This is a genomic window from Streptomyces sp. NPDC048636 (assembly GCF_040650655.1).
In the GTDB taxonomy this organism is placed as follows: Bacteria; Actinomycetota; Actinomycetes; order Streptomycetales; family Streptomycetaceae; genus Streptomyces.
Genome location: NZ_JBEZHR010000005.1, coordinates 404,889 through 424,395 on the forward strand (window position 1 = coordinate 404,889; position 19,507 = coordinate 424,395).

Annotated in this window: 22 protein-coding genes and 1 pseudogene; 10 read left to right on the plus strand and 13 right to left on the minus strand. The window is 69.2% G+C overall.

Going from position 1 to position 19,507, the window contains the following annotated elements; all coding sequences use genetic code 11:
* Nucleotides 1–469: 469 nt before the first annotated feature.
* Complete coding sequence (locus AB0C66_RS17105; RefSeq protein ID WP_362438372.1) at nucleotides 470–1,483, plus strand: glycosyltransferase 87 family protein; 1,014 nt, start codon at nucleotides 470–472, stop codon at nucleotides 1,481–1,483.
* 30 nt (nucleotides 1,484–1,513) lie between these two features.
* Here the strand turns inward: AB0C66_RS17105 and AB0C66_RS17110 are convergent, their stop codons facing one another.
* The 4 genes from AB0C66_RS17110 to AB0C66_RS17125 form a co-directional block, all read right to left on the minus strand.
* Entirely contained in the window at nucleotides 1,514–2,089 is a 576-nt protein-coding gene (locus tag AB0C66_RS17110) for a hypothetical protein (protein WP_362438375.1), read from the minus strand.
* Nucleotides 2,079–2,387 (minus strand): helix-turn-helix transcriptional regulator, encoded by a 309-nt coding sequence (locus AB0C66_RS17115; RefSeq protein ID WP_362438378.1) that lies wholly within the window; start codon nucleotides 2,385–2,387, stop codon nucleotides 2,079–2,081. Before AB0C66_RS17115 ends, AB0C66_RS17110 begins: the two co-directional genes overlap by 11 nt.
* 109 nt (nucleotides 2,388–2,496) lie before the next feature.
* On the minus strand, nucleotides 2,497–3,429 hold the full coding sequence (locus AB0C66_RS17120) for a M48 family metalloprotease (protein ID WP_362438381.1): 933 nt from the start codon (nucleotides 3,427–3,429) through the stop codon (nucleotides 2,497–2,499).
* Nucleotides 3,426–3,794 (minus strand): BlaI/MecI/CopY family transcriptional regulator, encoded by a 369-nt coding sequence (locus AB0C66_RS17125; protein ID WP_362438384.1) that lies wholly within the window; start codon nucleotides 3,792–3,794, stop codon nucleotides 3,426–3,428. The genes AB0C66_RS17120 and AB0C66_RS17125 overlap by 4 nt, the downstream gene beginning before the upstream one ends.
* 146 nt (nucleotides 3,795–3,940) lie before the next feature.
* Here AB0C66_RS17125 and AB0C66_RS17130 point away from each other — a divergent pair, with 146 nt between their 5' ends.
* From AB0C66_RS17130 to AB0C66_RS17150, 5 genes are read left to right on the plus strand one after another with little or no spacing between them, the layout of a single operon-like run.
* Nucleotides 3,941–4,153 carry a hypothetical protein gene (locus AB0C66_RS17130; RefSeq protein WP_362438387.1) on the plus strand — a complete coding sequence of 71 codons (213 nt, stop codon included), beginning with the start codon at nucleotides 3,941–3,943 and terminating at the stop codon, nucleotides 4,151–4,153.
* The gene (locus AB0C66_RS17135; RefSeq protein ID WP_362438390.1) at nucleotides 4,150–4,755 is read left to right on the plus strand and encodes a phosphatase PAP2 family protein; all 606 of its coding nucleotides are present in this window, start codon (nucleotides 4,150–4,152) and stop codon (nucleotides 4,753–4,755) included. Before AB0C66_RS17130 ends, AB0C66_RS17135 begins: the two co-directional genes overlap by 4 nt.
* Nucleotides 4,752–5,486, plus strand: a complete 735-nt coding sequence (locus AB0C66_RS17140; RefSeq protein WP_362438393.1) for a phosphatase PAP2 family protein — start codon at nucleotides 4,752–4,754, stop codon at nucleotides 5,484–5,486. The genes AB0C66_RS17135 and AB0C66_RS17140 overlap by 4 nt, the downstream gene beginning before the upstream one ends.
* On the plus strand, nucleotides 5,440–6,102 hold the full coding sequence (locus tag AB0C66_RS17145; RefSeq protein ID WP_362438396.1) for a response regulator transcription factor: 663 nt from the start codon (nucleotides 5,440–5,442) through the stop codon (nucleotides 6,100–6,102). Before AB0C66_RS17140 ends, AB0C66_RS17145 begins: the two co-directional genes overlap by 47 nt.
* The gene (locus tag AB0C66_RS17150; protein WP_362438399.1) at nucleotides 6,099–7,475 is read left to right on the plus strand and encodes a HAMP domain-containing sensor histidine kinase; all 1,377 of its coding nucleotides are present in this window, start codon (nucleotides 6,099–6,101) and stop codon (nucleotides 7,473–7,475) included. Before AB0C66_RS17145 ends, AB0C66_RS17150 begins: the two co-directional genes overlap by 4 nt.
* Before the next feature lie 53 nt (nucleotides 7,476–7,528).
* Here the strand turns inward: AB0C66_RS17150 and AB0C66_RS17155 are convergent, their stop codons facing one another.
* From AB0C66_RS17155 to AB0C66_RS17165, 3 genes are all read right to left on the minus strand, one after another.
* Complete coding sequence (locus tag AB0C66_RS17155; protein WP_362438402.1) at nucleotides 7,529–8,134, minus strand: hypothetical protein; 606 nt, start codon at nucleotides 8,132–8,134, stop codon at nucleotides 7,529–7,531.
* Between the two features lie 156 nt (nucleotides 8,135–8,290).
* Nucleotides 8,291–9,130, minus strand: coding sequence for a hypothetical protein (locus tag AB0C66_RS17160; RefSeq protein WP_362438405.1), 840 nt, complete (start codon nucleotides 9,128–9,130; stop codon nucleotides 8,291–8,293).
* Nucleotides 9,131–9,242: 112 nt separating this feature from the next.
* Nucleotides 9,243–10,175: a methyltransferase domain-containing protein gene (locus AB0C66_RS17165; protein WP_362438408.1), complete on the minus strand. Its 933-nt coding sequence runs from the start codon at nucleotides 10,173–10,175 to the stop codon at nucleotides 9,243–9,245.
* A 190-nt stretch (nucleotides 10,176–10,365) separates the two neighbouring features.
* Between AB0C66_RS17165 and AB0C66_RS17170 the strand changes: the two are divergent.
* The 4 genes and pseudogenes from AB0C66_RS17170 to AB0C66_RS17185 form a co-directional block, all read left to right on the plus strand.
* Nucleotides 10,366–10,509 (plus strand): annotated as a pseudogene (locus tag AB0C66_RS17170) (MerR family DNA-binding transcriptional regulator); the annotation flags it as partial.
* 43 nt (nucleotides 10,510–10,552) lie between these two features.
* Complete coding sequence (locus AB0C66_RS17175) at nucleotides 10,553–11,101, plus strand: GNAT family N-acetyltransferase (protein ID WP_362438411.1); 549 nt, start codon at nucleotides 10,553–10,555, stop codon at nucleotides 11,099–11,101.
* 170 nt (nucleotides 11,102–11,271) lie between these two features.
* Entirely contained in the window at nucleotides 11,272–12,123 is an 852-nt protein-coding gene (locus AB0C66_RS17180; protein WP_362438414.1) for a class I SAM-dependent methyltransferase, read from the plus strand.
* Between the two features lie 4 nt (nucleotides 12,124–12,127).
* Complete coding sequence (locus AB0C66_RS17185; protein ID WP_362438417.1) at nucleotides 12,128–12,625, plus strand: GNAT family N-acetyltransferase; 498 nt, start codon at nucleotides 12,128–12,130, stop codon at nucleotides 12,623–12,625.
* A gap of 101 nt (nucleotides 12,626–12,726) precedes the next feature.
* Here AB0C66_RS17185 and AB0C66_RS17190 read toward each other — a convergent pair whose 3' ends face one another.
* The 6 genes from AB0C66_RS17190 to AB0C66_RS17215 all read right to left on the minus strand — a co-directional run bounded on the left by AB0C66_RS17190 (nucleotide 12,727) and on the right by AB0C66_RS17215 (nucleotide 19,502).
* On the minus strand, nucleotides 12,727–13,731 hold the full coding sequence (locus AB0C66_RS17190) for a MerR family transcriptional regulator (protein WP_362438419.1): 1,005 nt from the start codon (nucleotides 13,729–13,731) through the stop codon (nucleotides 12,727–12,729).
* Between the two features lie 6 nt (nucleotides 13,732–13,737).
* Entirely contained in the window at nucleotides 13,738–14,406 is a 669-nt protein-coding gene (locus tag AB0C66_RS17195; RefSeq protein WP_362438422.1) for a HEAT repeat domain-containing protein, read from the minus strand.
* A gap of 219 nt (nucleotides 14,407–14,625) precedes the next feature.
* On the minus strand, nucleotides 14,626–16,047 hold the full coding sequence (locus AB0C66_RS17200; RefSeq protein ID WP_362438424.1) for an MATE family efflux transporter: 1,422 nt from the start codon (nucleotides 16,045–16,047) through the stop codon (nucleotides 14,626–14,628).
* An 8-nt stretch (nucleotides 16,048–16,055) separates the two neighbouring features.
* Complete coding sequence (locus tag AB0C66_RS17205; protein WP_362438427.1) at nucleotides 16,056–17,081, minus strand: cysteine synthase family protein; 1,026 nt, start codon at nucleotides 17,079–17,081, stop codon at nucleotides 16,056–16,058.
* 25 nt (nucleotides 17,082–17,106) lie between these two features.
* Nucleotides 17,107–18,489 (minus strand): Y4yA family PLP-dependent enzyme, encoded by a 1,383-nt coding sequence (locus tag AB0C66_RS17210; RefSeq protein WP_362438430.1) that lies wholly within the window; start codon nucleotides 18,487–18,489, stop codon nucleotides 17,107–17,109.
* Nucleotides 18,480–19,502 carry an ornithine cyclodeaminase family protein gene (locus AB0C66_RS17215; protein WP_362438432.1) on the minus strand — a complete coding sequence of 341 codons (1,023 nt, stop codon included), beginning with the start codon at nucleotides 19,500–19,502 and terminating at the stop codon, nucleotides 18,480–18,482. Before AB0C66_RS17215 ends, AB0C66_RS17210 begins: the two co-directional genes overlap by 10 nt.
* Between the last annotated feature and the right edge of the window lie 5 nt (nucleotides 19,503–19,507).

Below are 19,507 nucleotides of genomic sequence, written 5' to 3' on the forward strand. Positions count from 1 at the left end.
ACCGATTTGCGGGCGATACAGTATGTGCTACTCACAACAGCCCCCGGCAGCGCGGCAGTGTGCGGCTCCCGGTCGCGGGTTCGGCCCGCCTCCCGCGGGTCTCGCGATGGACATCTGCCCATGATCCCGGGTGGGCCACGACGTGGTTCTTGAGTACGAAACACTCTGATCAGGTCGCAGAGTGCCCATGGATGATCGATCTCGTTCATGTCACTCGCGCAAGATCAGGAACCGGCCTCGCATGTCCAGAGAGACCACCTCGCCCGATCGTCACCGGTTCTCTCCGCTCGGCGCTCGCCGGTGGGATCGGTTTGCCCTCGTGGTCTGCGCGGTCCTGGCGCTTGTGGTCGGGCTGCTGTCTCGAGAGAACACTTCTCATCACTTGTGGGGAGTTACGGCCGCCGCGGGGTACCTCTGCGCGGCCCTGTACGCGGCACGGTCATCCGTCCCCTGGGCACATGGCTCTGCCGTGATCGCGGTCATGGGCGCGGTTGTCCTGCCGCTGGTGTGGCTGACAGCAGTCGGTAAGGCTCAGATGGAGGTCGGCGTCGTCGAGAGGGGCGCGCATCTGCTGCTCTCGTCCGGGAGCCCCTACCAGGAAACGCCGCACGAGGTGCGCGACTTCAACCCCTACCTGCCGGGCATGTCGCTCTTCGGCATACCCCACGCGTTGTTCGGCGACGGACTGTTGGCCAGCGCCCGCTGCTGGCTTGTCCTTGGCTTCCTCGCAGTCCTCTTCGGCGCCGGCCGCATCGTCAAGAAGGGCGGGAGCAGCACGGCGGGCCGCCGTGCCCCAGGCTCGTGGGCGCTGTGGCTGACGGCCTGTCCGCTCGTCGCTCTGCCACTTGCCATCGGCGGTGTGGATCCGCCCGTGGTGGCACTCGTGTGCCTGGCGCTGACCTGCGCGCACTTCGGCCTTCCTGGCCGGGCGGGCCTGGCGCTGGGTGCCGCGGCGGCACTGAAGTGGACTGCCTGGCCCGCGGTGCCTGTGGTGATCATTCTGCTCGCTGGACGCGGAGGCGGACGAGACGCCGTGAAGTGTGCCACCGGAGCCGCGGGAGCCGCCTTGGCCGCCGTTCTCCCCGTTGCCCTGGCGGACGGACGGGGTTTCATGGAGAACGTCGTCCGCTATCCATTCGGGCTCAGCGACACTCCATCCACCGCCGCGAGTCCGCTGCCCGGACGCCTGATCGCCACCGGGCTCCCGCACGGGAAGGCCGTCGCCGTGGCTCTCCTTGTGCTGGCCGCCTTGGCCATAGGGATGTCGCTGCTGTTGCGTCCACCTCGGCATGCCATAGCAGCCGCCGACCGGCTGACCATGGGGCTGACCTTGGCCATCGCACTGGCGCCTGCTTCGCGGGTCGGCTACGCCATCTACCCGATACTGCTCCTCGCATGGCCTCGCCTTCTCCTGCTGTCGTCGGTCAGACCGGCGTCGCCACGAGCAGCCATAGCGGATCGCTCCCTGACTCAGCCCGTGTGACAGCCCTGCGCACCGCGGGCACGGTTCGTCTCAGCGCGACCGGTCACGCTCTTGGTCGAGAGTTGCTTCGATCGGAGACACTCCGCCATCCGCTGGTGCGGTCGGTGCGATGCCGCCCGGTCCGTCCCCTTCAGCTGGATCTTCATCCTCCAGGCGCCACGCGAGAATCGCCGTCGGCAGCCAGATCAACATCTCCAGAAGCAAGAAGATCCCGACGCTGGCGACGCGGACCGGGTGTCGTCCGATACTGAACAAGAAGAGGGCCAAGACGACACACGCAGCCGCCGTGATGATGCCGTAGGCACGGCGATAAGCGCTGTGAACCTGCTGAAGTTGCAGTTCGTCCAGCAGGTGCGAAGGAGCGAGGGACAGACCGCGGATCCCGCGCCAGGCTATCCAGCGGAAGGCGCCCTGGCCAAGGACAAGTCCCGCAAAGAGCCACCACCCCACCTGCCACGGATTCATCACGGCCACCGTCATGGCGATGACGCTCAGCGCCAGGATGATGAGCAGAACCCGTCGTGTACGCCTCCGCAGCATGGGTTCTGGCGCCGACTGGCCCAGCCGGAACAGACGTTCATTACGCAGGAACGTGTTACGGACCATGGAGGCTCTTCTCCTCGGAAGTGACGGATGCCGGCGGACCAGGCTCCGCCGGTTGGGAGGGCGGATCGGTGACGAGGGCCTCCCCGGTGAGCCGGGGGAAGGGGTGCGGAGAAAAGACGGCCTCCACGGGGAGGTCGAAGCAAGCGCAGATCCGGAAAACCAGCTCCAGGCTCGGGTTGTATTCGCCCCGCTCCAGGTAGCCGATGGTCTGGTAGTTCACCTTGGTGACCTCTGCGAGGTCACGTCGCGACCAACCGCGCTCGGCCCGCAGCATCGCGAGCCGGTTGTAGATGCGCATCGGTTGATCGTTTGACCCCCGTGTCTTCCTCATGCTGTCGAGTGTTGCATTTATGCAACATGCGGGTCAATGAGTAGACCGAGCTGTCGGATCTATGGGAGCCGCGTTGTCAGCGGCTTGCCTCGCCCTGGGCGACTTCGATGTCCTGGTGGATGCTGAGTGCGCCGGTCGTCGCGGTGGCGCAGGAGAACACCGCGCAGGCGGCGAGGAGAACGGCGATCCACGGCGCGACGCGCGGTGTTCGTCCGACGGGGGACAGGAGGGCGGCTACGCGCCGGGGCACGGGGCCCGTGGTCGCCGCCGGTGTGAACGCCGGGCGATCCGAGTCCGCCGCGTGCGCGGCCAGGGCGGCTCGGGCGATGGCGCGGGCGGTCAGGCGCCGGTCGCCGACAGCAGTGGCGGCCGCCTCGTCGGCGGCGCGTTCCGCGACCAGCCGGACAGCCTCACGGACCGGCCGCAAGGCGGGGTGGCAGTGGGCGGCGAGCTCTGCCGCGGCCAGGAAGAAATGGTGGCCACCGGTGTTGTGGGCACGCTCGTGCGCGAAGAGGGCTTCCCGTTCGTCCGGCCCCAGGGCACGCAGCATGCCGGTGGTGACGACGATGCGGTGCGGGCGGCCGGGCAGGGCATAGGCGTCGGGACGCGGGGAGTCCACGACGCACAGGTCGCCCACGGCGGCCCGGCATGTGGCCTGGGAGCGGGCACTTCGCAGACCGGCGGCCTGGCGCACGGCCGAGCGCCCGAGCGCAAGCGTGCCGAGCGTGAGCAGGCCGGCGGCCAGCGCGGCCACGGGCAGGACCAGCCGTTCGGAGGGCGTCCGCAGAGGGTGGATCAGCTCGCCCAGCGCGGCAATGGCCGGGACCTTGAGCAGGCCGGTCATCGCGAGGGTGCCGAGTGCCGCGACGGTACCGCCCGCGAGGAGGAGCGCGGAGACGGTGAGGGCCCACAAGGCGGCTACCGGTGCGCAGTGATCGAGAATCCGGCGAGCCAGGGGTGGCGCCACAGAGGGCAGGAAGAGCGGGATCAACAGAAGCGTGATCGTCATAGGCCCTCCTCCAGCAGCCGCCGCAGGACCTGCTCGTCGTCCGGGCTGAGCTGGGCGACGAAGCGGGCCAGAACGGTCTCCCGGTCGCTGTCGCGATCGAGTTCGCCGCGCATGCGCAGAGCGGTCAGACCCTGCGGGTCCTGTGTGGGGCGGTAGGCGTAGCCGCGGCCCTGCCGCTCCCGCTCCAGGGTTCCCTTCTCATGCAGGCGGGAAAGGATCGTCGTCACGGTCGTCCGCGCCAGGCCCGAGCCGAGTTCAGCCTGGACCTGTGCGGAGGTGAGCGGCGTGTCCGCAGCCCACAGGGCGGCCATCACGGCGGCCTCCAGCTCACCCGCGGGTCGGCGCTCGTCCTTCGAGTCGGTCATGGGAACGATTCTCACCCCATCATCGTCTACAGTGACGTAGACCGTCTACAGAATTGTAGTCGGTCGGGGTGCCGTGTATCCGGTCGTCCGCCGGGAAAGGACTCACGCCGATGACCACACCCGTGGCTCTATCGTCGCAGCTTGCTGTGAACCCACTCGCCGCTCACTCGCTCGACGCGCACTCGTCGCTGGCCGCCTTCGGCGTACGGGGTGTCGGCGCCCTGGCCGGTGCGCAGTGCGGCGATGACCGCTGTCCGCTGCCGCTGGTGACGCTGACCGGCGTGATTTCGCTGATTCCGCTCGCCGCCGAGCCGTACCGCAACCACGGGCGGGCCAGGGCGAAGGAGTCCCGCGGATGACCTTCGCGTTCGGCGGAGCGTCGATCGACGGCTCCGCGTATACGCATGCGGTGGACCTGGCGCGGCGCTCGCCCGACTGGCTGGACACCGCGGTGACGGCGTGGTCGGCGTACGGGCTGGCGGTGTTCGCGCTGCTGATGACCCTGGGCTGGTGGCAGGCCCGGCGGATGGGAGCCGTGGCGGCGGTGACGGCGTTGGCCGTTCCGGTGGTCGTGGTCCTGGCCTACGGCGTCGATACCGTCCTGAAGCTGGCGGTGCGCGAGGACAGACCGTGCCGGAGCCTGCACATGAGGACACTGGAGGCGTGCCCGGCACCGGGTGACTGGTCCTTTCCCAGCAATCACGCGGCGATCGCCGCGGCGACCGCCGTGGCGCTGGTGTTCGTCTCACATCGCCTGGGAGTGCTCGCCGCCGTCGCCGCGCTCGCCATGGCGGCCTCCCGGGTCTGGACCGGCGTGCACTACCCGCACGACGTCGCGGTCGGAGTGCTCGTGGGCGGGATGGTGGCCTTCGCCGCGATGATCCTCTTGCGGCGGTGGGCGCAGACGCTCGCCCGTCGCCTCAGTGCCACTGCGCTGCGTCCGCTCCTGGCCGCCCCGTGAACCGCAGGGACGCCGCGGAGGTGGCGGGCAGCGTGGGCTTCGGTGCCTGGACGGCGCTGGGAGTGCTGACCACGGTGGTCGTGGTGGGCGGTGGTGCTCCGCTGTGGCTGGACGACGGTCTTCTCTCGTGGTCCGTCGGCCACCGTCCCGATGTGGCGCTCGCGTTGGCACGCGGGCTGACGGCCACCGGAACCGGTGTCATCCCGTACGTTCTCGCCCTGCTGGCAGGCGTGGTGATGGTGCGGACGGTGCGGCGCAGGCTGCTCGCCGCCGCGCTCTGTACGGCCTGCGTCGGTGTCGGACAGGCGCTTCGGTACGGCGCGATGGAGCTCATCCACCGGGCCCGCCCGCCGCGGGACGACTGGGCCACGCACGCGAGCGGCTGGGCGTTCCCGTCGGGCCACGCCACCACGGCCGCACTGACCGCCGGGCTGCTGATCGTGGCGCTGAGCCTGCGCGCCCCCCGCGGGGGGACGGCCCTCGTCGTCGTCGTTGGCTGCTGGGGCCTGCTGGTCGGATTCACCCGCGTCTACCTCGGGGTGCACTGGTTCACCGATGTCGTCGGCGGCTGGCTGTTCGCCGTCGGCTGGCTCGGAGCGTGCCTGTGCGCCGCGGCCCACTGGCTGCCCCCATCCTTCCTCAGCGACTCGACCCACCCGGCCGCACGGCCAGCGGAGGAGGACCATGCGCCCCAGAATCCTGGTCGTCGAGGACGATCACGCCCTGCGTGACGTCCTGCGGCGCGGGCTGTACGACGAGGAGTTCGACCCCGTCGCCGCCGCCGACGGCGCCACCGCCCTGCGGCTGGCCACGGCGGACGTCGCGGCGGCCGTGCTGGACATCGGCCTGCCCGACGCGGACGGACGGGACGTGTGCCAGGCCTTCCGCGCGAACGGGTTCCTCGCCCCAGTGATCTTCCTGACCGCTCGGCACCACCTCACCGACCGGCTGTCCGGGTTCTCCGCAGGAGGCGACGACTACCTGCCGAAGCCGTTCCACCTCGCCGAACTCGCCGCCAGGCTGCGAGCCGCACTCAAGCGGTCCTCCCCGCGTTCCACGGCCGCGGCCGGAGACCTGACGCTGGACGCGGTCCGGCACCGCGTGACCGTTGGCGACACCCCCGTCGCCCTGACCCCGACAGAGTTCCGGCTGCTGGCCGCGCTCGTCGCCGCGAGCGGAGACCTCGTGCGCCGCCGCGACCTGGCCAGGGCCGGCTGGCCCGAGGGCGCGCAGGTCAGCGACAACACCCTCGACCAGTACCTGACCCGGCTGCGCCGCAAGCTGCGCGAAACCGGCAGCGCGCTGACGATCGGCACGGCACGCGGGATCGGCCACCGGCTCTCATGAGGCCCTTCCTGCGCCCCCTGGCTCCACGCACGCTGCGGGGACGGCTCTCGCTCATCGCACTGACCACCGCCGCCCTGCTGATGACGGTCCTGACCGTGGTGTTCCACACCATGGTCGACCGACACCTGCATCACCAGGCGGACGACGAACTGCGGACCCGCGCGGACGCGGTGGCCACCACCGTCGACACCCACGGTTCACGGGTACGCGTGCTGGAGACCGCCAACGACCAGCTCCTCGACACCAATGTCTGGATCTACGACGGCACCCACCTGCTCGAACAGCCGGCCCCCACCGCGGCCGACAGCCCGCTGACCCGGGCCGCCGCCCGGCTGGCCGCACAGGGCGGTCCCGCGTGCGCGACCGTCCACGCGGACCGTCCCCACTCCGTCCGTCTGTGCTCCCGGCCCGTATCCGGCCGTCACCACTCGGCCATGGTGGTAACGGCATTGGACCTCGCCCCGTACCGGAACTCGTCCGACACCCTGCTGCTGGGATCGCTCGTCCTGGACGCCGTGATGCTGATCTGCACCTATGCGCTGACCCGCCTCTCGGTGGGCCGGGCACTGCGCCCCGTGCGGGCCATGACCGAGCAGGCCACCCAGCGGAGTGCGGTGGCCGCCGTGGACCGCTTCGGCCTCGAGGAGCACCCGGCCGAACTCGCGGCCCTGGGCACCTCCCTCGACGCACTGCTGGACCGCATACGCGCGGTGCTCCGTCACGAGCGGCAGCTGACCGGAGAGTTGTCCCACGAACTGCGCACCCCGCTCACCCGCATCATCGTGGAACTCGACTGGTGGCGGGGACGCCCCCGCTCCGCCGAGCAGACCCGCGCCAGCCATCAGGTGATAGCCGAGGCCACCCAATCCATGCTCACGATCTGCGACACGTTGCTGAACGATGCCCGCGAGAACGCGCTGAACCCCTCAACGGTCCCGGGCACGACCGGTGTTGTCCCTGTTCTGCGCCGTCTTGCCCAGCGGCTCGACGCACCGCGTCAGGTGAGGACCGCGGTGGAGGCGGCCTGTCCGGAGCCGGAGGCAGGTGTCACACCGGCTCTGCTCGAACGTATCGTCAGCCCGCTGCTCTCCAACGCCGTCCGATACGCCCGCTCGCGCGTGACCATGTCCGTGCACCGCGGGCCCGGCTCCGTTCTGATCGACGTCGTCGACGACGGGCCCGGTGTACCGGAGACGTTCTCCGGCGAGCTGTTCCAGCCGGGTCGGCGCGCCACCGCGACGGACGGGCACGACGGCGCGGGACTGGGGCTGCCGCTCGCACGGCGCTTGGCCCGCGCCGTCGGCGGCGAGGTGTCCTACGATCCCGGGCACACGCCAGGGGCCCGGTTCACGGTCACCCTGCCTGCCGGGTGAGGGGCTGCCACGAGGACGGCGAGCGCACCGGAGACGAGGAGAGCGCCGCCCAGCTAGCCGAGGCCGGAACTGTCCGACAGGAAATCACCCATGGAGGTGCCGAGGGTGTTGGAGACCAGGATCGCCCACCAGAACGGGACCTCGCCGCGAAACGTGACGATGTCGCGGATCTGGAACGTCATTCCGGACACCTTCCAGACCGCGAAGATGACCAGCAGGATCGAGATCAGGATCGCCGCGCCGGTCGGGTAGCCCAGGCCGAGGCCCTGCGGACCCCAGCCGAGCGAAGTGGCGCCTTCCGACAGGAACTTGGCGCTGGCATCGCGGTTCATGAAGTCGGACATCGTGGTGCCGGCCATGCTGGTCGACAAGATCACGGTCCAGTAGAAGAACGGGTTGTAGTGTCGCGATCGAAGCTGGACCACCAGGGTCACCACGAAGATCAGGAACAGGGCGATCGTGGTGAGGAAGTAACCCGGCTTCAGCGTCTGCGCGAACAGGTCACCGGCCGTCTCACCCAGCGTTGTCGCGGCGATCTTCATGACCCAGAAGGCCAGGGTGACCTCCGGCAGCTTCTTCATCACCGACGTGGTCATGCCCGCCGCGGACCGGTGCGTGCTCGCGACGTCGAGGTCGGTGTGGAGTTCGGGGTTCTCCAAGGTCGACGCTCCTTGTCGAGTGGAGGCTACGACGACAGGGCGCTCGCCCCCCAGTGGCGCGGGCGCCCTGTGAGCTCGGCCGACCGCCCGCGGCGGCCGAGGCGTTCGACGCTGTCAGATGCCGCCTGAAGGCATCCTGAACGCCTTTCACGCCGGTCAGGCCGCTCGGCGTGCCGCACTCTCCGGCTCGACGACATCCCCGCGGGTCACTGTCAGGTACACCACCAGGCCGAGAATGACCGCCAGGAAGAGCGCGCTGGTGACGACGGTGCCGAGGCCAAGACCGCCCTCTGCGTGCGGCTGGGAGAGGTAGTCGCCGATCGAGGCACCGAGGGGGCGGGTGAGAATGTAGGCGATCCAGAAGCTCCATACCGCGTCCAGACCCAGCGCGAAGCGCGCGACCGCCACCGCGGCGATGGCGAGGGCGAACAGGACGGCGGAGAGCCAGTAGCCGAGGTCCATACGCTCGGAGACCAGGTCACCGGCCGCCGTACCGAGGGCGAAGGTGAACAGCACCGCCAGCCAGTAGAACGACTCGCGGCCGGTGGTGTCGACGCGGTGGATGGACAGGGTGCCCTCGCGCCGGTACCAGACCACGAACACGAGGGCGAGGACGAGTGCGAACGCCGCGGTGCTCTTCTCCAGCGGGACGCCCATATTGTCGGTGAGGTTGTCGCTGATCAGCGTGCCGACGACGCTGATGAGGGCGACGGCGGGCCAGTACACGCCCGCGCGGTAGGCGGCCGTACGGAACTGGAAGACGAGCACGACCGCCAGCACCACGCTCATCAGCACCGATACACCGGTCAGGCCCAGCCCCGCCTTCTCATTGAGCAGGTCGGCCGCGGTTTCGCCGACCGTGGTGCACAGCACCTTGATGATCCAGAAGTAGAGGGTGACCTCGGGCACCTTGCTCCAGCGCAAACGATGTCCGTGCCGGGCGGGAGTGGTGCCGCCCCGTGCGCCTTCGGGAGTCTTGGACAGCTCATACGTCATGAGGCCAGACCGTGCCATCGGCTGCCTGAAAACATCCTGACCGCGCCCGGCGGCCCACCCCTTCCGCGCGGAGCAGCGAACTGAGCCCAAGCCCTGAGGCGGGTCGAACTACCTACAGATCAGCGACGACAAGCCGGTATCCGACGTCGAGTGTTTCTCGGCCGAGCAGGTCGGCGTGGCGTTCGTGCCAGCGGCGGGAGGACAGGTCGTCCGCGAGCCTGGCGAGCCCCGCCCGGAGGACTCTCTCGCCGGTCAGAGCGAGGTGTGACATCCCGGCCCGCACCACCGGATCGAGATATGCCTCGGGCCGACGCCAGTACGCGGCGCCGAATCCGTCGGTGCAGTCGTGCGGGATCGGGACGGTCTCGATACGGGCACCTCCCAGCAGTTCGACAAGTCGGTCGATAGCGACGGCCCGCGTCTCATCGAACGCTGCCGCTTCGGGCACGTACTCGTCCAGCAGCCAGAACTTACGGCTGATGTTCTGGTCCCACGTGAGGATGACGATGCGTCGTCGGGCGATCCGGCGCAGTTCCCTGACGCCGGCCGTCAGGTCGGACCAGTGGTGCACGGTCAGCAGCGCCATCACCGCGTCGGCCGCGCCATCCGTCACAGGGATGGACTCAGCAGTCGCCTGTATGGCCGGCGCGGACTCTGCCGGACGCTGGGCGATCATCGCCGAACTGGGCTCGACCGCGAGCACTGTCCGCGGCGGCTCGTAGGAACCGGCTCCGGCCCCCACATTGATCACTGTCTCGGCGTCGCCGAGTGCCGCGTGGATCTGCACCGCAACCCGAGGGTCCGGTCGGCGCGTGCTGCGATAGGTCCTACCGATGGTGTCGTATGTCGTCACGGCGGCCAGTATGGCGCGGCTACGCAAGCCGTCCAGCGCTGCGTTGGGCCATTCACAAGCCGTGAGGTGCCAGCGTTTCAGGTCGCGCGGATAGGTGGTGTCTTCGATGCCGGGGGCGAGTCGGTCCAGGACGGTCCGGGCAGGGAGTGCGGGTCGGCACCACCCCGCCCGGAGTGTTCCCTCGAGGCTCACCGGACATCGGCATGGTGCGAGGCCATGTGGCCGCGGCAGGTGACCCTGACGCAGGGGCAACCTCTCAGGGTGGGGGGCATGACGACGAGAACCAATGCCATCGAGGTCGCCGGGCTGCGCACGTCGTACGGCGACCATGAGGTCGCGGCGTCTCTACCGGACCCGGGCCGCGAACTAGGAGACTCGTCTGATGCTGACCATCGGCGAGCTGGCGTCGTATGCCGGGGTGACGGTGCGCGCGGTGCGGCACCATCACGCCAAGGGGCTGCTCCCGGAGCCGGAGCGCGACCACTCCGGCTATCGGAGGTATGGCGCCAGCGCCGTGGTCGAGTTGGATCACTCTGGTGACCACCCCTCACAGGTCCTAACGTGGGCCCATGCTCAAGATGCCGTCACGGGTCGACCTGCGCCCGCTCACTCTCTCCGACCAGGACGAGTTCTGCACGCTGGTGCAGGCCAGCTCCGAGCTGCACCGGCCATGGATGCAACTGCCGGCGACCGCGGAGGAGTTCCGGGTCTGGATGCGTCGCTTTGACGACGGCACCAACCTGGGCTTCCTGGTCCGTGTCCGGGAGACCGGTGCGGCCGCCGGCATGGTCAACCTCAATTCGATCATCCGGGGCCGCTACCAGGGCGCGTCCCTCGGCTACGCGGCCTTCGCCCCGTCCGCGGGGTACGGGTACATGACCGAAGGACTCGCCGTCACCGTGCGGCGCGCTTTCACCGATCTGCGGCTCCACCGGCTGGAGGCCAACATTCAGCCGGCCAACAAGGCGTCTTTGGCCTTGGTGCAGCGGCTGGGCTTCCACTACGAAGGGGTTTCGCCCGCCTACCTCTACATCGACGGGGACTGGCGGGACCACGAACGCTGGGCCATCACGGCACCGAACCCCTGGACACCCGATCCATCCCTTCCCGAGGTCTGAGTCGCAGCGGAGCCGCTGAGGCAAGCCCTCCAGGGCTGACGGTCCGTGCACACCGCGGCTGGCTCCTGGACACCATGTCGTACAAGATCCAGACTGGCGCTCCGTGGAACGGCAGGCATGCTGAGGCTCGCCGTCCGTTGCCCACACCACGACAGAACAGGGATGACGACGTGAACATCAACCCACCTTCCGCCACTGGCCAGTTGGGAGAGGACGCGGCGGGCGAGCGCGCTCGCCTGGAGTCCATCCAGCGCAACGTGGACGCTTTCACCATCGGCCTCATCGAAGACCTCCGCATCGATGCATCCTGGAACTGCCTGGAACTGGGCGCGGGTGCCGGTTCCATCGCCTACTGGCTTGCCGGGCGTTGCCCGGACGGCCGTGTCGTGGCCGCGGATATCGACACCCGCTACCTGGACGCGGGTCGAGCCGCGAACCTCCATGTCCAGGAAGCCGACATCTCCGAGGAGGGCTATGCGCCGGGCAGCTTCGACCTCATCCACGCCCGTTACCTGTTCTGCCACCTGTCCACGCGGGACGAGCTGATCAGGCGGGCCGCAGGCTGGCTGTCGCCCGGCGGCTGGCTCGTCGTGGAAGAGCCCTACCACCTTCCGGCCGAGACCTCGCCCTTCCCTCTCATCCAGCGGCTCCTGGCCGCTTATCAGCGCAAGTACAGTGAGCACGGGGCCGATATGACGTGGGCGCGTGGTCTTCCCGCCCACCTCGCCCGCTGTGGGCTGAGCGAGGTGTCCTATTCCGGGAACCTCGGCCGCATGGGTGGCGGCATTGAGAAGGACCGCTGGCTTCCCCTCATCACACAGGCAGCCCCGGACCTCATCGCCGACGGGCTCATCAGCGAGGCGGATCTGATCGCGTTCTCAGATCTGCTGAAGGACCCTGCCTTCATCGACATTCCACAAATCACCATCTCCGCGTGGGCCCGCCGTCCGTGGGACACGTCGAAGGTGTCCCAGAAGGCCGACACGGACCGAAGTGGTCTGGAGGCGCTGCGGGTTGAGTGATCGGATGTTCACGGTTCGTCGCGCCGACGCACAGGACGGGGAAGCCCTCGGTGAGATCCACGCCGCGGCCTGGGAGGCGGCTTACGCCCCCTTCTTCGATCCGGAGTTCGCCGCGCGTGCTGTCCGGAGCAGACGGATGCGATGGCACGAGAGGATCGCGGAGGGAACGGCGACGATCCTGCTGGCCGAATATGAGAGCCGTCCTCTGGCGATGTCCGCCTACGGCCCGTCCTCCTCTCGGCCGGGTCTTGCCGAGATCCTCACCTTTTACAGCCACCCCGACAGCTGGGGCAGCGGGGTCGCCGCCGCATTGATGACCGAGACGCTGCGCTCCCTGAGCGACAACGGTTTCGCCCAGGTTCACCTGTGGACACTGCGCGACACCCCGCGATCCCGTCGCTTCTACAGCAAGTGTGGCTTCACCGAGCGCGGTACCGCCCGCGCCTTCGACTTCGGCGATGGGAACCCCCTTGACCAGGTCGAATTCGAGCGAGTGTGTTGATGCCGGTGGAGGTGACCGACTCTCGGTATGGGCGTGCGGACTTCGCTGACGTCATTGAGCGCGTGCGGCCTGCGGGCCGCGTACGTGGGACCTCAGATCCGTCACCGTGTGCCGCGTAGTCGAAGGAGGTAGGCCGCGGTCAGCGCGACGGCACGGTCCTCGTCGTGCGACAGCTTCCTGAGGGCGCGTGACGCCGTCGTCCCCGGGACGGCGGCCAGCGCCTGCGTCAGCCGTCCGCGTGCGGGCGCTTGAGTGGTGTGGTGGGCGAGACGGTCGACGAGCTCGGTCGCGATCCGCTCGGCTGCCGCGGTGTCGCTCGCCAGCACGCTCAGTGCGTCGGCCGCATCGGTGTCGTTCCTCCCTTCCACGATCATGTCGATGAGGATCGGGACCGTATCGGCCACTCCGCGTGGCCCGAGCGCCAGAGCCGCGTACCCACGGACCACGGCGTCGGTGTGTGTGAGAGCGTGCCGCAGATGCGCGGTGGCCTCACCGCCGGGCATCTCGGCCAGGGACCGTACGGCACGTTCCCGCACCGCGGCCACTGGTGAGCCGAGGCCCTCCGCCAGCAGTGCCGGGCCGCCATCGCCCGATCGCGCCAGCGCCCATCGAAGCGCCCCGGCGGCGTTCGGATCCGTCTCGTTCAGTACCGCCTCGACCAGGGCCTCCACCGGCATCGCAACCTCGTCGGCCGAGGAAAGGGCCGCGCGCTGGCGCGCACCGGCACTCGTGGACTCCAGTGCGTGGAGGAGAGCCACGACCTGGAGGACGTCCTCCCAGCCGGTGGAGGCCGCGGCCTCGATCCGGCGCAGCCGCGTGAGCAACTCGGTCTCGGCCGTGATGCGTTCGCGGGTCTGAGCGATGAGGTCGCCGACGAGCGCCGAGGGCGTGAAGCCGGGATCGTCCAGTGCCTGCCCGATCTCACGCAGCGACAGCCCCAGCGACCGCAGGCTCTCGATGTGGAAGATCCGCCGGATGTCCTCCCCGGAGTACTCCCGGTAACCGGAGCCCGTACGGCCCGAGGGCCGCACCAGACCGAGCGACTCGTAATGCCGGAGCATGCGGGCACTTACCCCGGACCGTCGCGCCACCTCACCGATCAACACACCCCATCATCCCTCCTGGCCGGACCCGCCGAGGGCCACGACCCGCTTCGCCTCCTCGATCGCGGACTCGAATCCGGTGTCCGGCTCGCGCAACAGCCGTCCCGTGGCCAGCGCGTGCGCGCGCACGCGCGGGTCAGGGGCCGTCGTCGCGGCACGCAGAGACGGCTCGATCACTTCCCCCAGCTCGACCAGAGCCCGGCTGAGACTCAACTGCGTCTGGCGCCCACCGCGCCCGAGCTGCCTCGCCAACGCCCCGGCCAACGCGGACTTCTCACCTTCCGGCACCAGCACGACCGCGGCCCGCCAAGCGCTCCGCGCCACCTCGTCGTCGGCGTCGGACAACAGCGCCCACGAGATCGCCGGCCACGCCTGCGGGTCGCCGATCTTGGACAGCGTGTGCAGCGCCTGGCTCCGTGCCTGCGCACGCTCCGAGCGGACTTCGCGGACCACCGCGGGAAGCGCCACGGACACCGGGTGGCGGGTGAGCGCCCAGGTCAGCATGTCGCGGACGAAGAACTCGGGCTCGACCGCGCATCGCTCGATCAGCTTGCCGACGAAGCGCGGATCCGGTGTCGTGCCGACCGCCAGCGCGGCCCGCAGCCGCACGGACGAACGGTCGTCCTCCAACTCCCGGAGCACTCGTATCGCATCCGGGTCCAGTCTCGTGACGGTCATCGAGACCACCTCCTCGACGAGCAGTGAAAGCCTTGTCACCGTGTCAAGGTCAAACAAGGGCCCGCGGCTCGCTTCCGTCGACCGGCCGCCCCCGGCACGTGTGGCATTCGTGGGAATGCTCCTTAGACGGGGCGAGACCGCTGATGGCCGGGGCCGTGCGGACCTGTTCCGGGGCAGTTCGGCAGCGCTGCCGGGCTGGTCGGCTGTGAGAAGGCGCTGCTAGGCAGCGGGAACAGCTTGGTGGTGGGTGAATCGAGTCCGCAGGCTCGTCTGGTAGCGGCGTAGGAGCAGGATGGCGGTGGTGGCGAGGCCGGTGAGGAGGCCGAGCCAGATGCCGAGGGTGTGCAGCCCCGCGGCGTAGGCCAGGAGCCATGCGGCGGGGAGGCCGATGGCCCAGTAGCCGATGAGGGTGATGCGGAAGCCGCTCTTGGTGTCGTCGAGGCCGCGAAGGAGTCCGACGCCGATGTTCTGAGCGCAGTCGAAGAACTGCAAGACCATGATGACGAGGAGCAGGTGGGTGGCGATGGACACCGCCTGCGCGTCGCGGGCGCCGTTGGTATCGAAGAAGGGACTCAGCACGAGGTCGGGCAGCGTGGCGTAGACGATGCCCACCAGGGTCATGACGGCGGCGGCGCAGGCCAGCGCGGTGTTCTTGATGCGCAGGGCTGCCTCGGGCCGGTCGAGGGCGAGTTCGCGGCTGACGTTGATGGACGCGGCGTGGGAGAGGCCGATGGCGACCTGGAAGACGATGTAGACGAGTTGGTTGACGGCGGTGTGCGCGGCCAGGGCGGCGCTGCCGAAGGAGCCGGCCATCAGTGCGGTGACGGAGAAGAATCCGGCTTCGGAGCCGTAGGTCGCGGCGATGGGTATGCCGAGCTGGACCAGGCGGCGGATGGTGGCGCGGTCGGCCTTGGTGATGTCGAGGCTCAGGAGGGGGCCGAGGACGGTGTCCTTCCTTGCCGACAGGTAGAGGGCGAGGAAGGACAGCAGGTAGACCAGAGAGGTGGCGACACCGACGCCGGGCAGGCCCAGTTCTGGCAGGCCCCATGTGCCGTGGATGAGTACCCAGTTGATGCCGGCGTTGACAGCGACGGAAGCGAGGGTGATCCGGAGCAGTGTCTGAGGGCGGCGCATGCCCACGGTGAACTGGCGGATCGCCTGGAACCACAGGCAGGGCAGGAGACCAGGGGCGAGGGCCAGCAGCATGGTCTGCGCGCGGTCGACGATGTCGGCTTCCTGCCCCAGGAAGGCCAGGGCCTGGCCGATGAGGAGCATCAGCACGGCCCCGGCAAGACCGGCGAGAGTCGCCACGGCCAGGCTGGCGCGGACGATCTTACGTATCTCCTGGTCGTCGTCGTGCTCGGCGCTGCCCCCGGTGTTGTTCTCCTGGGCCGCTTCGGCGCGTGCGGCGGCGCTGGCTATCTGGTTGCCGACGGAGGTGACGAGACCGACGCCCATGGTGCGCAGCTGGTTGAAGATGACGATGGCCAGTCCGCCTGCCGCGAGGTCGGCGGTGCCGAGCATGCCCATCATCACGGTGTCGGTGGTGGTCAGGGCCACCTGTGCGAGCTGGGTGAGGATAAGGGGGACGGCGAGGGTGGCCAGGGCGCGACTGTCGCGGAGAAGAGTGGTCAGCTGCATGGCGGCTATCAAATCCTGCGGAGTTTGGTGATCTTCTCGTCGATCTCACCCTCGATGGCGAGATCGATGAGGTTTCGGGCATGCATCCAGTCGTCGTTGAAGACGGTGTCCATGTATTTTTCGCCGCCGTCGTTGACCAGCGCGACCATAGTGGTGTCCGGTGGGAGGGAGGACAGCCGGGTCAGGGCCTCGTAGACGACTCCGCCGGCGGAACCGCCGATCAGCAGCCCGGTGCGGGCCACGGCGCGTGCGGTGGCGAAGGCTTCGACGTCGCCGACCTTGGCGCCCTCGTCGATCAGGTCGAAGTCGACAAGCGCACCGATCTCGGCGCCCTCGGGGGTGCCGGTCCCGGACTGGTAGTAGTCGTGGGCGGGACCGCCGAAGGCGATGGAGCCTTTGGGCTCGACGCCGATGGTGGTGAAGTCGGGGTGGAGCTTGCGCAGCTCTCGGGCGGTGCCGCAGAGCATGCCGCCTGTGCCGACCGCGCCGATCAGAACGTGGATGTTCCCGCCCAGGGCCTGATGGAGTTCGTGGGCGACGGGGAAATAGCCGACGCCGTTGGCGGGGTTGTTGTGCTGTTCGGTGAAGACGGTGTTGTCCTGGCCGCGGGCCATTTCCTCGGCGAGTTCCTCGCGGGCGGCGGTGGCCAGCTCTTCGGTGCCGTCATCGACGACGTAGACGAGTTCGGTGCCCAGGGCTTTCATACCGCGCAGCTTGTCCGCGGCGGCGTGGTTGTCGACGACGGCGGTGAAGGTGTAGCCGCGCTCGGCGGCGAGGACGGCCAGGCCCAGGCCGGTGTTGCCGGAGGTGGATTCGATGATGCGGCCGCCCGGGCGCAGGGTGCCGTTCTGTTCGGCGGCGTCGATCATCGCGCGAGCCATGCGGATCTTGGCGGAGCCGGTGGGGTTGTACATCTCCAGTTTGAGCAGGAGGCGGCTGCCGGTCTCGGTCCGGCAGAGCTCCAGCAGCGGGGTGTATCCGATGAGGTCGGATATGCGGGAGACCACGGCGGGGCGCGCGAGGGCCTCGTTCATGGGAAGACTCCAGGCAGGTCGAAGGTCACAGGGCGGCGCGGCGGTCGAGGCGCCAGCGCGGGCGGTCGCCCAGGCGGTCCAGTACGACCTTGGGGGGCAGCGGCAGGTCGTGGAAGGGCGACTCGTTGGAGTCCATCTGGTATCCGGCCGTGTTGGGGTAGACCAGCAGGTCACCGACGCCGGGGCGGGCCGGGAAGGGGATCTTGCGCCAGGTGAGCATGTCCGACTCCAGGCAGGACGCGCCCCCGACACAGGCGGGGTGGAGGCCGTTGCCGACGGCTCGGCCGGCCGGGGTCAGCAGCTGCGGATCGGGCAGGTATTCGCTGTTGAACCACTGCTCGGACAGGCTCAGGCTGGTGCCGTCGACGGTGACGATCTGGTAGTCCTCGCGGTCCTTGACGCCCTGGACGCGGAAGACAGAGGCTCCGGCGCCGTCCAGCAGGGCGCGGCCGGGCTCCATCATCAGGAGCGTGCCGGTGTCCTTCAACTGCGCCGCGAGAGTGCTCTGTCCGCCCTCGGGGACGGTGGACAGGATGGCACGCAAGGCGTCAGCTCCGGCCACGGGTGAGTGGTAGGGGTAGAAGTCGTCGCTGTGGAACGACTTGCTTGCGTGGTAGTGCTCGGGGCGCTGTTCGGCGAGGAAGGTGTGCCAGTGCTCGGCGGAGCTGTAGTCGACGGCGAAGCCGCCGCCGATGCTGATCCGGTCGGCCGGCAGCCCCAGCACCCGGGCCTTCAGACACAGGTTGAGGAGTTCGCCGGCGAGGTCGGCACGTGGCCGGGTGGCGTAGCCGGACAGGTGGAAGCTGAAGCCTTCCATTCGCACGGCGTCCCCGTTGCGCACGCAGCTGTCCAGCGCGATGCCGATTTCGGCGTCGTTCATGCCGAAGCGGCTGTGCGACGGGGCGGGCGGCAGCCGGCGCAGCAGCACCCGGGCAGGGCGTACCGCACCGGTCAGGGCGAGCGTGACAAGCCGGTCGAGTTCGTCCAGTGCGTCCACGGCGATCAAAGAGCCGTGGAAGAGTGCGAGGCGCAGTAGTTCGTCGCTCTTGGCGGGGCCGGTGACGACGATGTTCTCGCCGCGTACCCCGTGCCCGAGGGCTTCGCGCATCTCTCCGGTGCTGGCGGCGTCGACGCCCGCTTGGTGGGCAGCGCAGCGTTCCATCCATACGGCTGCCTTGTTGGCCTTCTTCGCGTAGTACACCCGCCCCTCCACACCGGCGTCGCTCAGGGCGGTGCGGAAGGCGGTGAGGTTGCTGTCGAAGCGGTGCGGCAGCAGGAAGTGGAAGGGGCCGCCGAAGGCGTAGGACAGTTCGTGGAGCAGACCGCTGTCCAGTGTCCGGTCGGTGTCCGGGTCCGTGTGGGCGGGGAGTGTCGGGACGTTCGCGGTGGGCGGGTGGATTACTGCCACAGCGGCACCTGTGTTCCCAGGCCCTGGTCCAGGGCGAGTTGGGCGAAGCGGTGGCCCAGCGCGATATCGGTGACGACGAGCCCGCTGTTGTAGGCGAAGACGCGTTCCTCCGCCGATCGGCGGCCGGCGGCGATGCCTGCGATGACGGGCGGGAACTCGGCGTCGACGGTGGGGAAGTCGCCGTTCTCGTCGGCCATGTCGGTGCCGGTCACCTTCATCTGTGCCTCGCTGGTCGCCACGACCCGGTCGGCACGGTGAAGTGTGGAGGGTGCCAGCCCGTGGCCGACGAGGATCGAGAGCGCACCGGGCCTGAGCCAGTCTGCCTCGACGGCCGCCGGGGTGTGGCTGCCGGCGGTGGCGACGACGATGTCGGCATCCGGCGCTGCGGCCCGCGGATCGGTGACGATCTCCACGTCCCGGTCGGGGAAGTGTGTGCGAAGTTCCTCGCGTACCGCGGCGATACCCTCGGCGTGGGTGCCGAAGAGCATCAGTCGGTCGAGGTCCGGCAGCGTCGTCAGCAGGAAGGGCAGTGCGAGCCGTCCTTGGGTGCCGGTGCCGATCACCAGCGCGCTGCGGGCGCCGGGCCGGGCGCATTCCCGAGCCAGCAGGGCGGACACGGCCGGGGTGCGCAGCGAACCGATCCGGCCGCAGTCCATCATGGCCACGGGCAGGCCGGTGACGTCGTCGTACAGGGTGAGCGCGGTGTAGTAGTGCTGCTCCTCGCGGCCTTTGTCGAGCCCGTGCTTGTACGAGGTCTTGATCGCGACGACGTCGCGGGAGCCGTCCCGGCCGAGCATCGCGTAGGAGACGGAGTGTCCGTCCTCAGGCTTGACCGTGAGTTTGCGGGGGTTGTCCGACTTACCGGCATGCAGGGTGCGGTAGGCCTCCTCCACAGTGGCGACGACATCGGCCAGGGATATGTCCAGCCCGGCGAGGTCGCTGGTGGACAGGATACGCAGGGTCTTGTCGGCGGGCAGGGAGTGGGCCTCGTCGGCCACGGCGGTCTCGGTCATATCCG

What these genes read in the sequence shown, in the direction of transcription:
- AB0C66_RS17110 (WP_362438375.1), bottom strand. Translation starts at nt 2,089, where the DNA reads ATGGTCCGTAACACGTTCCTGCGTAATGAACGTCTGTTCCGGCTGGGC.
- AB0C66_RS17205 (WP_362438427.1), bottom strand. Translation starts at nt 17,081, where the DNA reads ATGAACGAGGCCCTCGCGCGCCCCGCCGTGGTCTCCCGCATATCCGAC.
- AB0C66_RS17175 (WP_362438411.1), top strand. Translation starts at nt 10,553, where the DNA reads ATGCTCAAGATGCCGTCACGGGTCGACCTGCGCCCGCTCACTCTCTCC.
- AB0C66_RS17120 (WP_362438381.1), bottom strand. Translation starts at nt 3,429, where the DNA reads ATGACGATCACGCTTCTGTTGATCCCGCTCTTCCTGCCCTCTGTGGCG.
- AB0C66_RS17215 (WP_362438432.1), bottom strand. Translation starts at nt 19,502, where the DNA reads ATGACCGAGACCGCCGTGGCCGACGAGGCCCACTCCCTGCCCGCCGAC.
- AB0C66_RS17145 (WP_362438396.1), top strand. Translation starts at nt 5,440, where the DNA reads ATGCGCCCCAGAATCCTGGTCGTCGAGGACGATCACGCCCTGCGTGAC.
- AB0C66_RS17115 (WP_362438378.1), bottom strand. Translation starts at nt 2,387, where the DNA reads ATGCGCATCTACAACCGGCTCGCGATGCTGCGGGCCGAGCGCGGTTGG.
- AB0C66_RS17185 (WP_362438417.1), top strand. Translation starts at nt 12,128, where the DNA reads ATGTTCACGGTTCGTCGCGCCGACGCACAGGACGGGGAAGCCCTCGGT.
- AB0C66_RS17135 (WP_362438390.1), top strand. Translation starts at nt 4,150, where the DNA reads ATGACCTTCGCGTTCGGCGGAGCGTCGATCGACGGCTCCGCGTATACG.
- AB0C66_RS17160 (WP_362438405.1), bottom strand. Translation starts at nt 9,130, where the DNA reads ATGACGTATGAGCTGTCCAAGACTCCCGAAGGCGCACGGGGCGGCACC.
- AB0C66_RS17125 (WP_362438384.1), bottom strand. Translation starts at nt 3,794, where the DNA reads ATGACCGACTCGAAGGACGAGCGCCGACCCGCGGGTGAGCTGGAGGCC.
- AB0C66_RS17200 (WP_362438424.1), bottom strand. Translation starts at nt 16,047, where the DNA reads ATGCAGCTGACCACTCTTCTCCGCGACAGTCGCGCCCTGGCCACCCTC.
- AB0C66_RS17150 (WP_362438399.1), top strand. Translation starts at nt 6,099, where the DNA reads ATGAGGCCCTTCCTGCGCCCCCTGGCTCCACGCACGCTGCGGGGACGG.
- AB0C66_RS17195 (WP_362438422.1), bottom strand. Translation starts at nt 14,406, where the DNA reads ATGACCGTCACGAGACTGGACCCGGATGCGATACGAGTGCTCCGGGAG.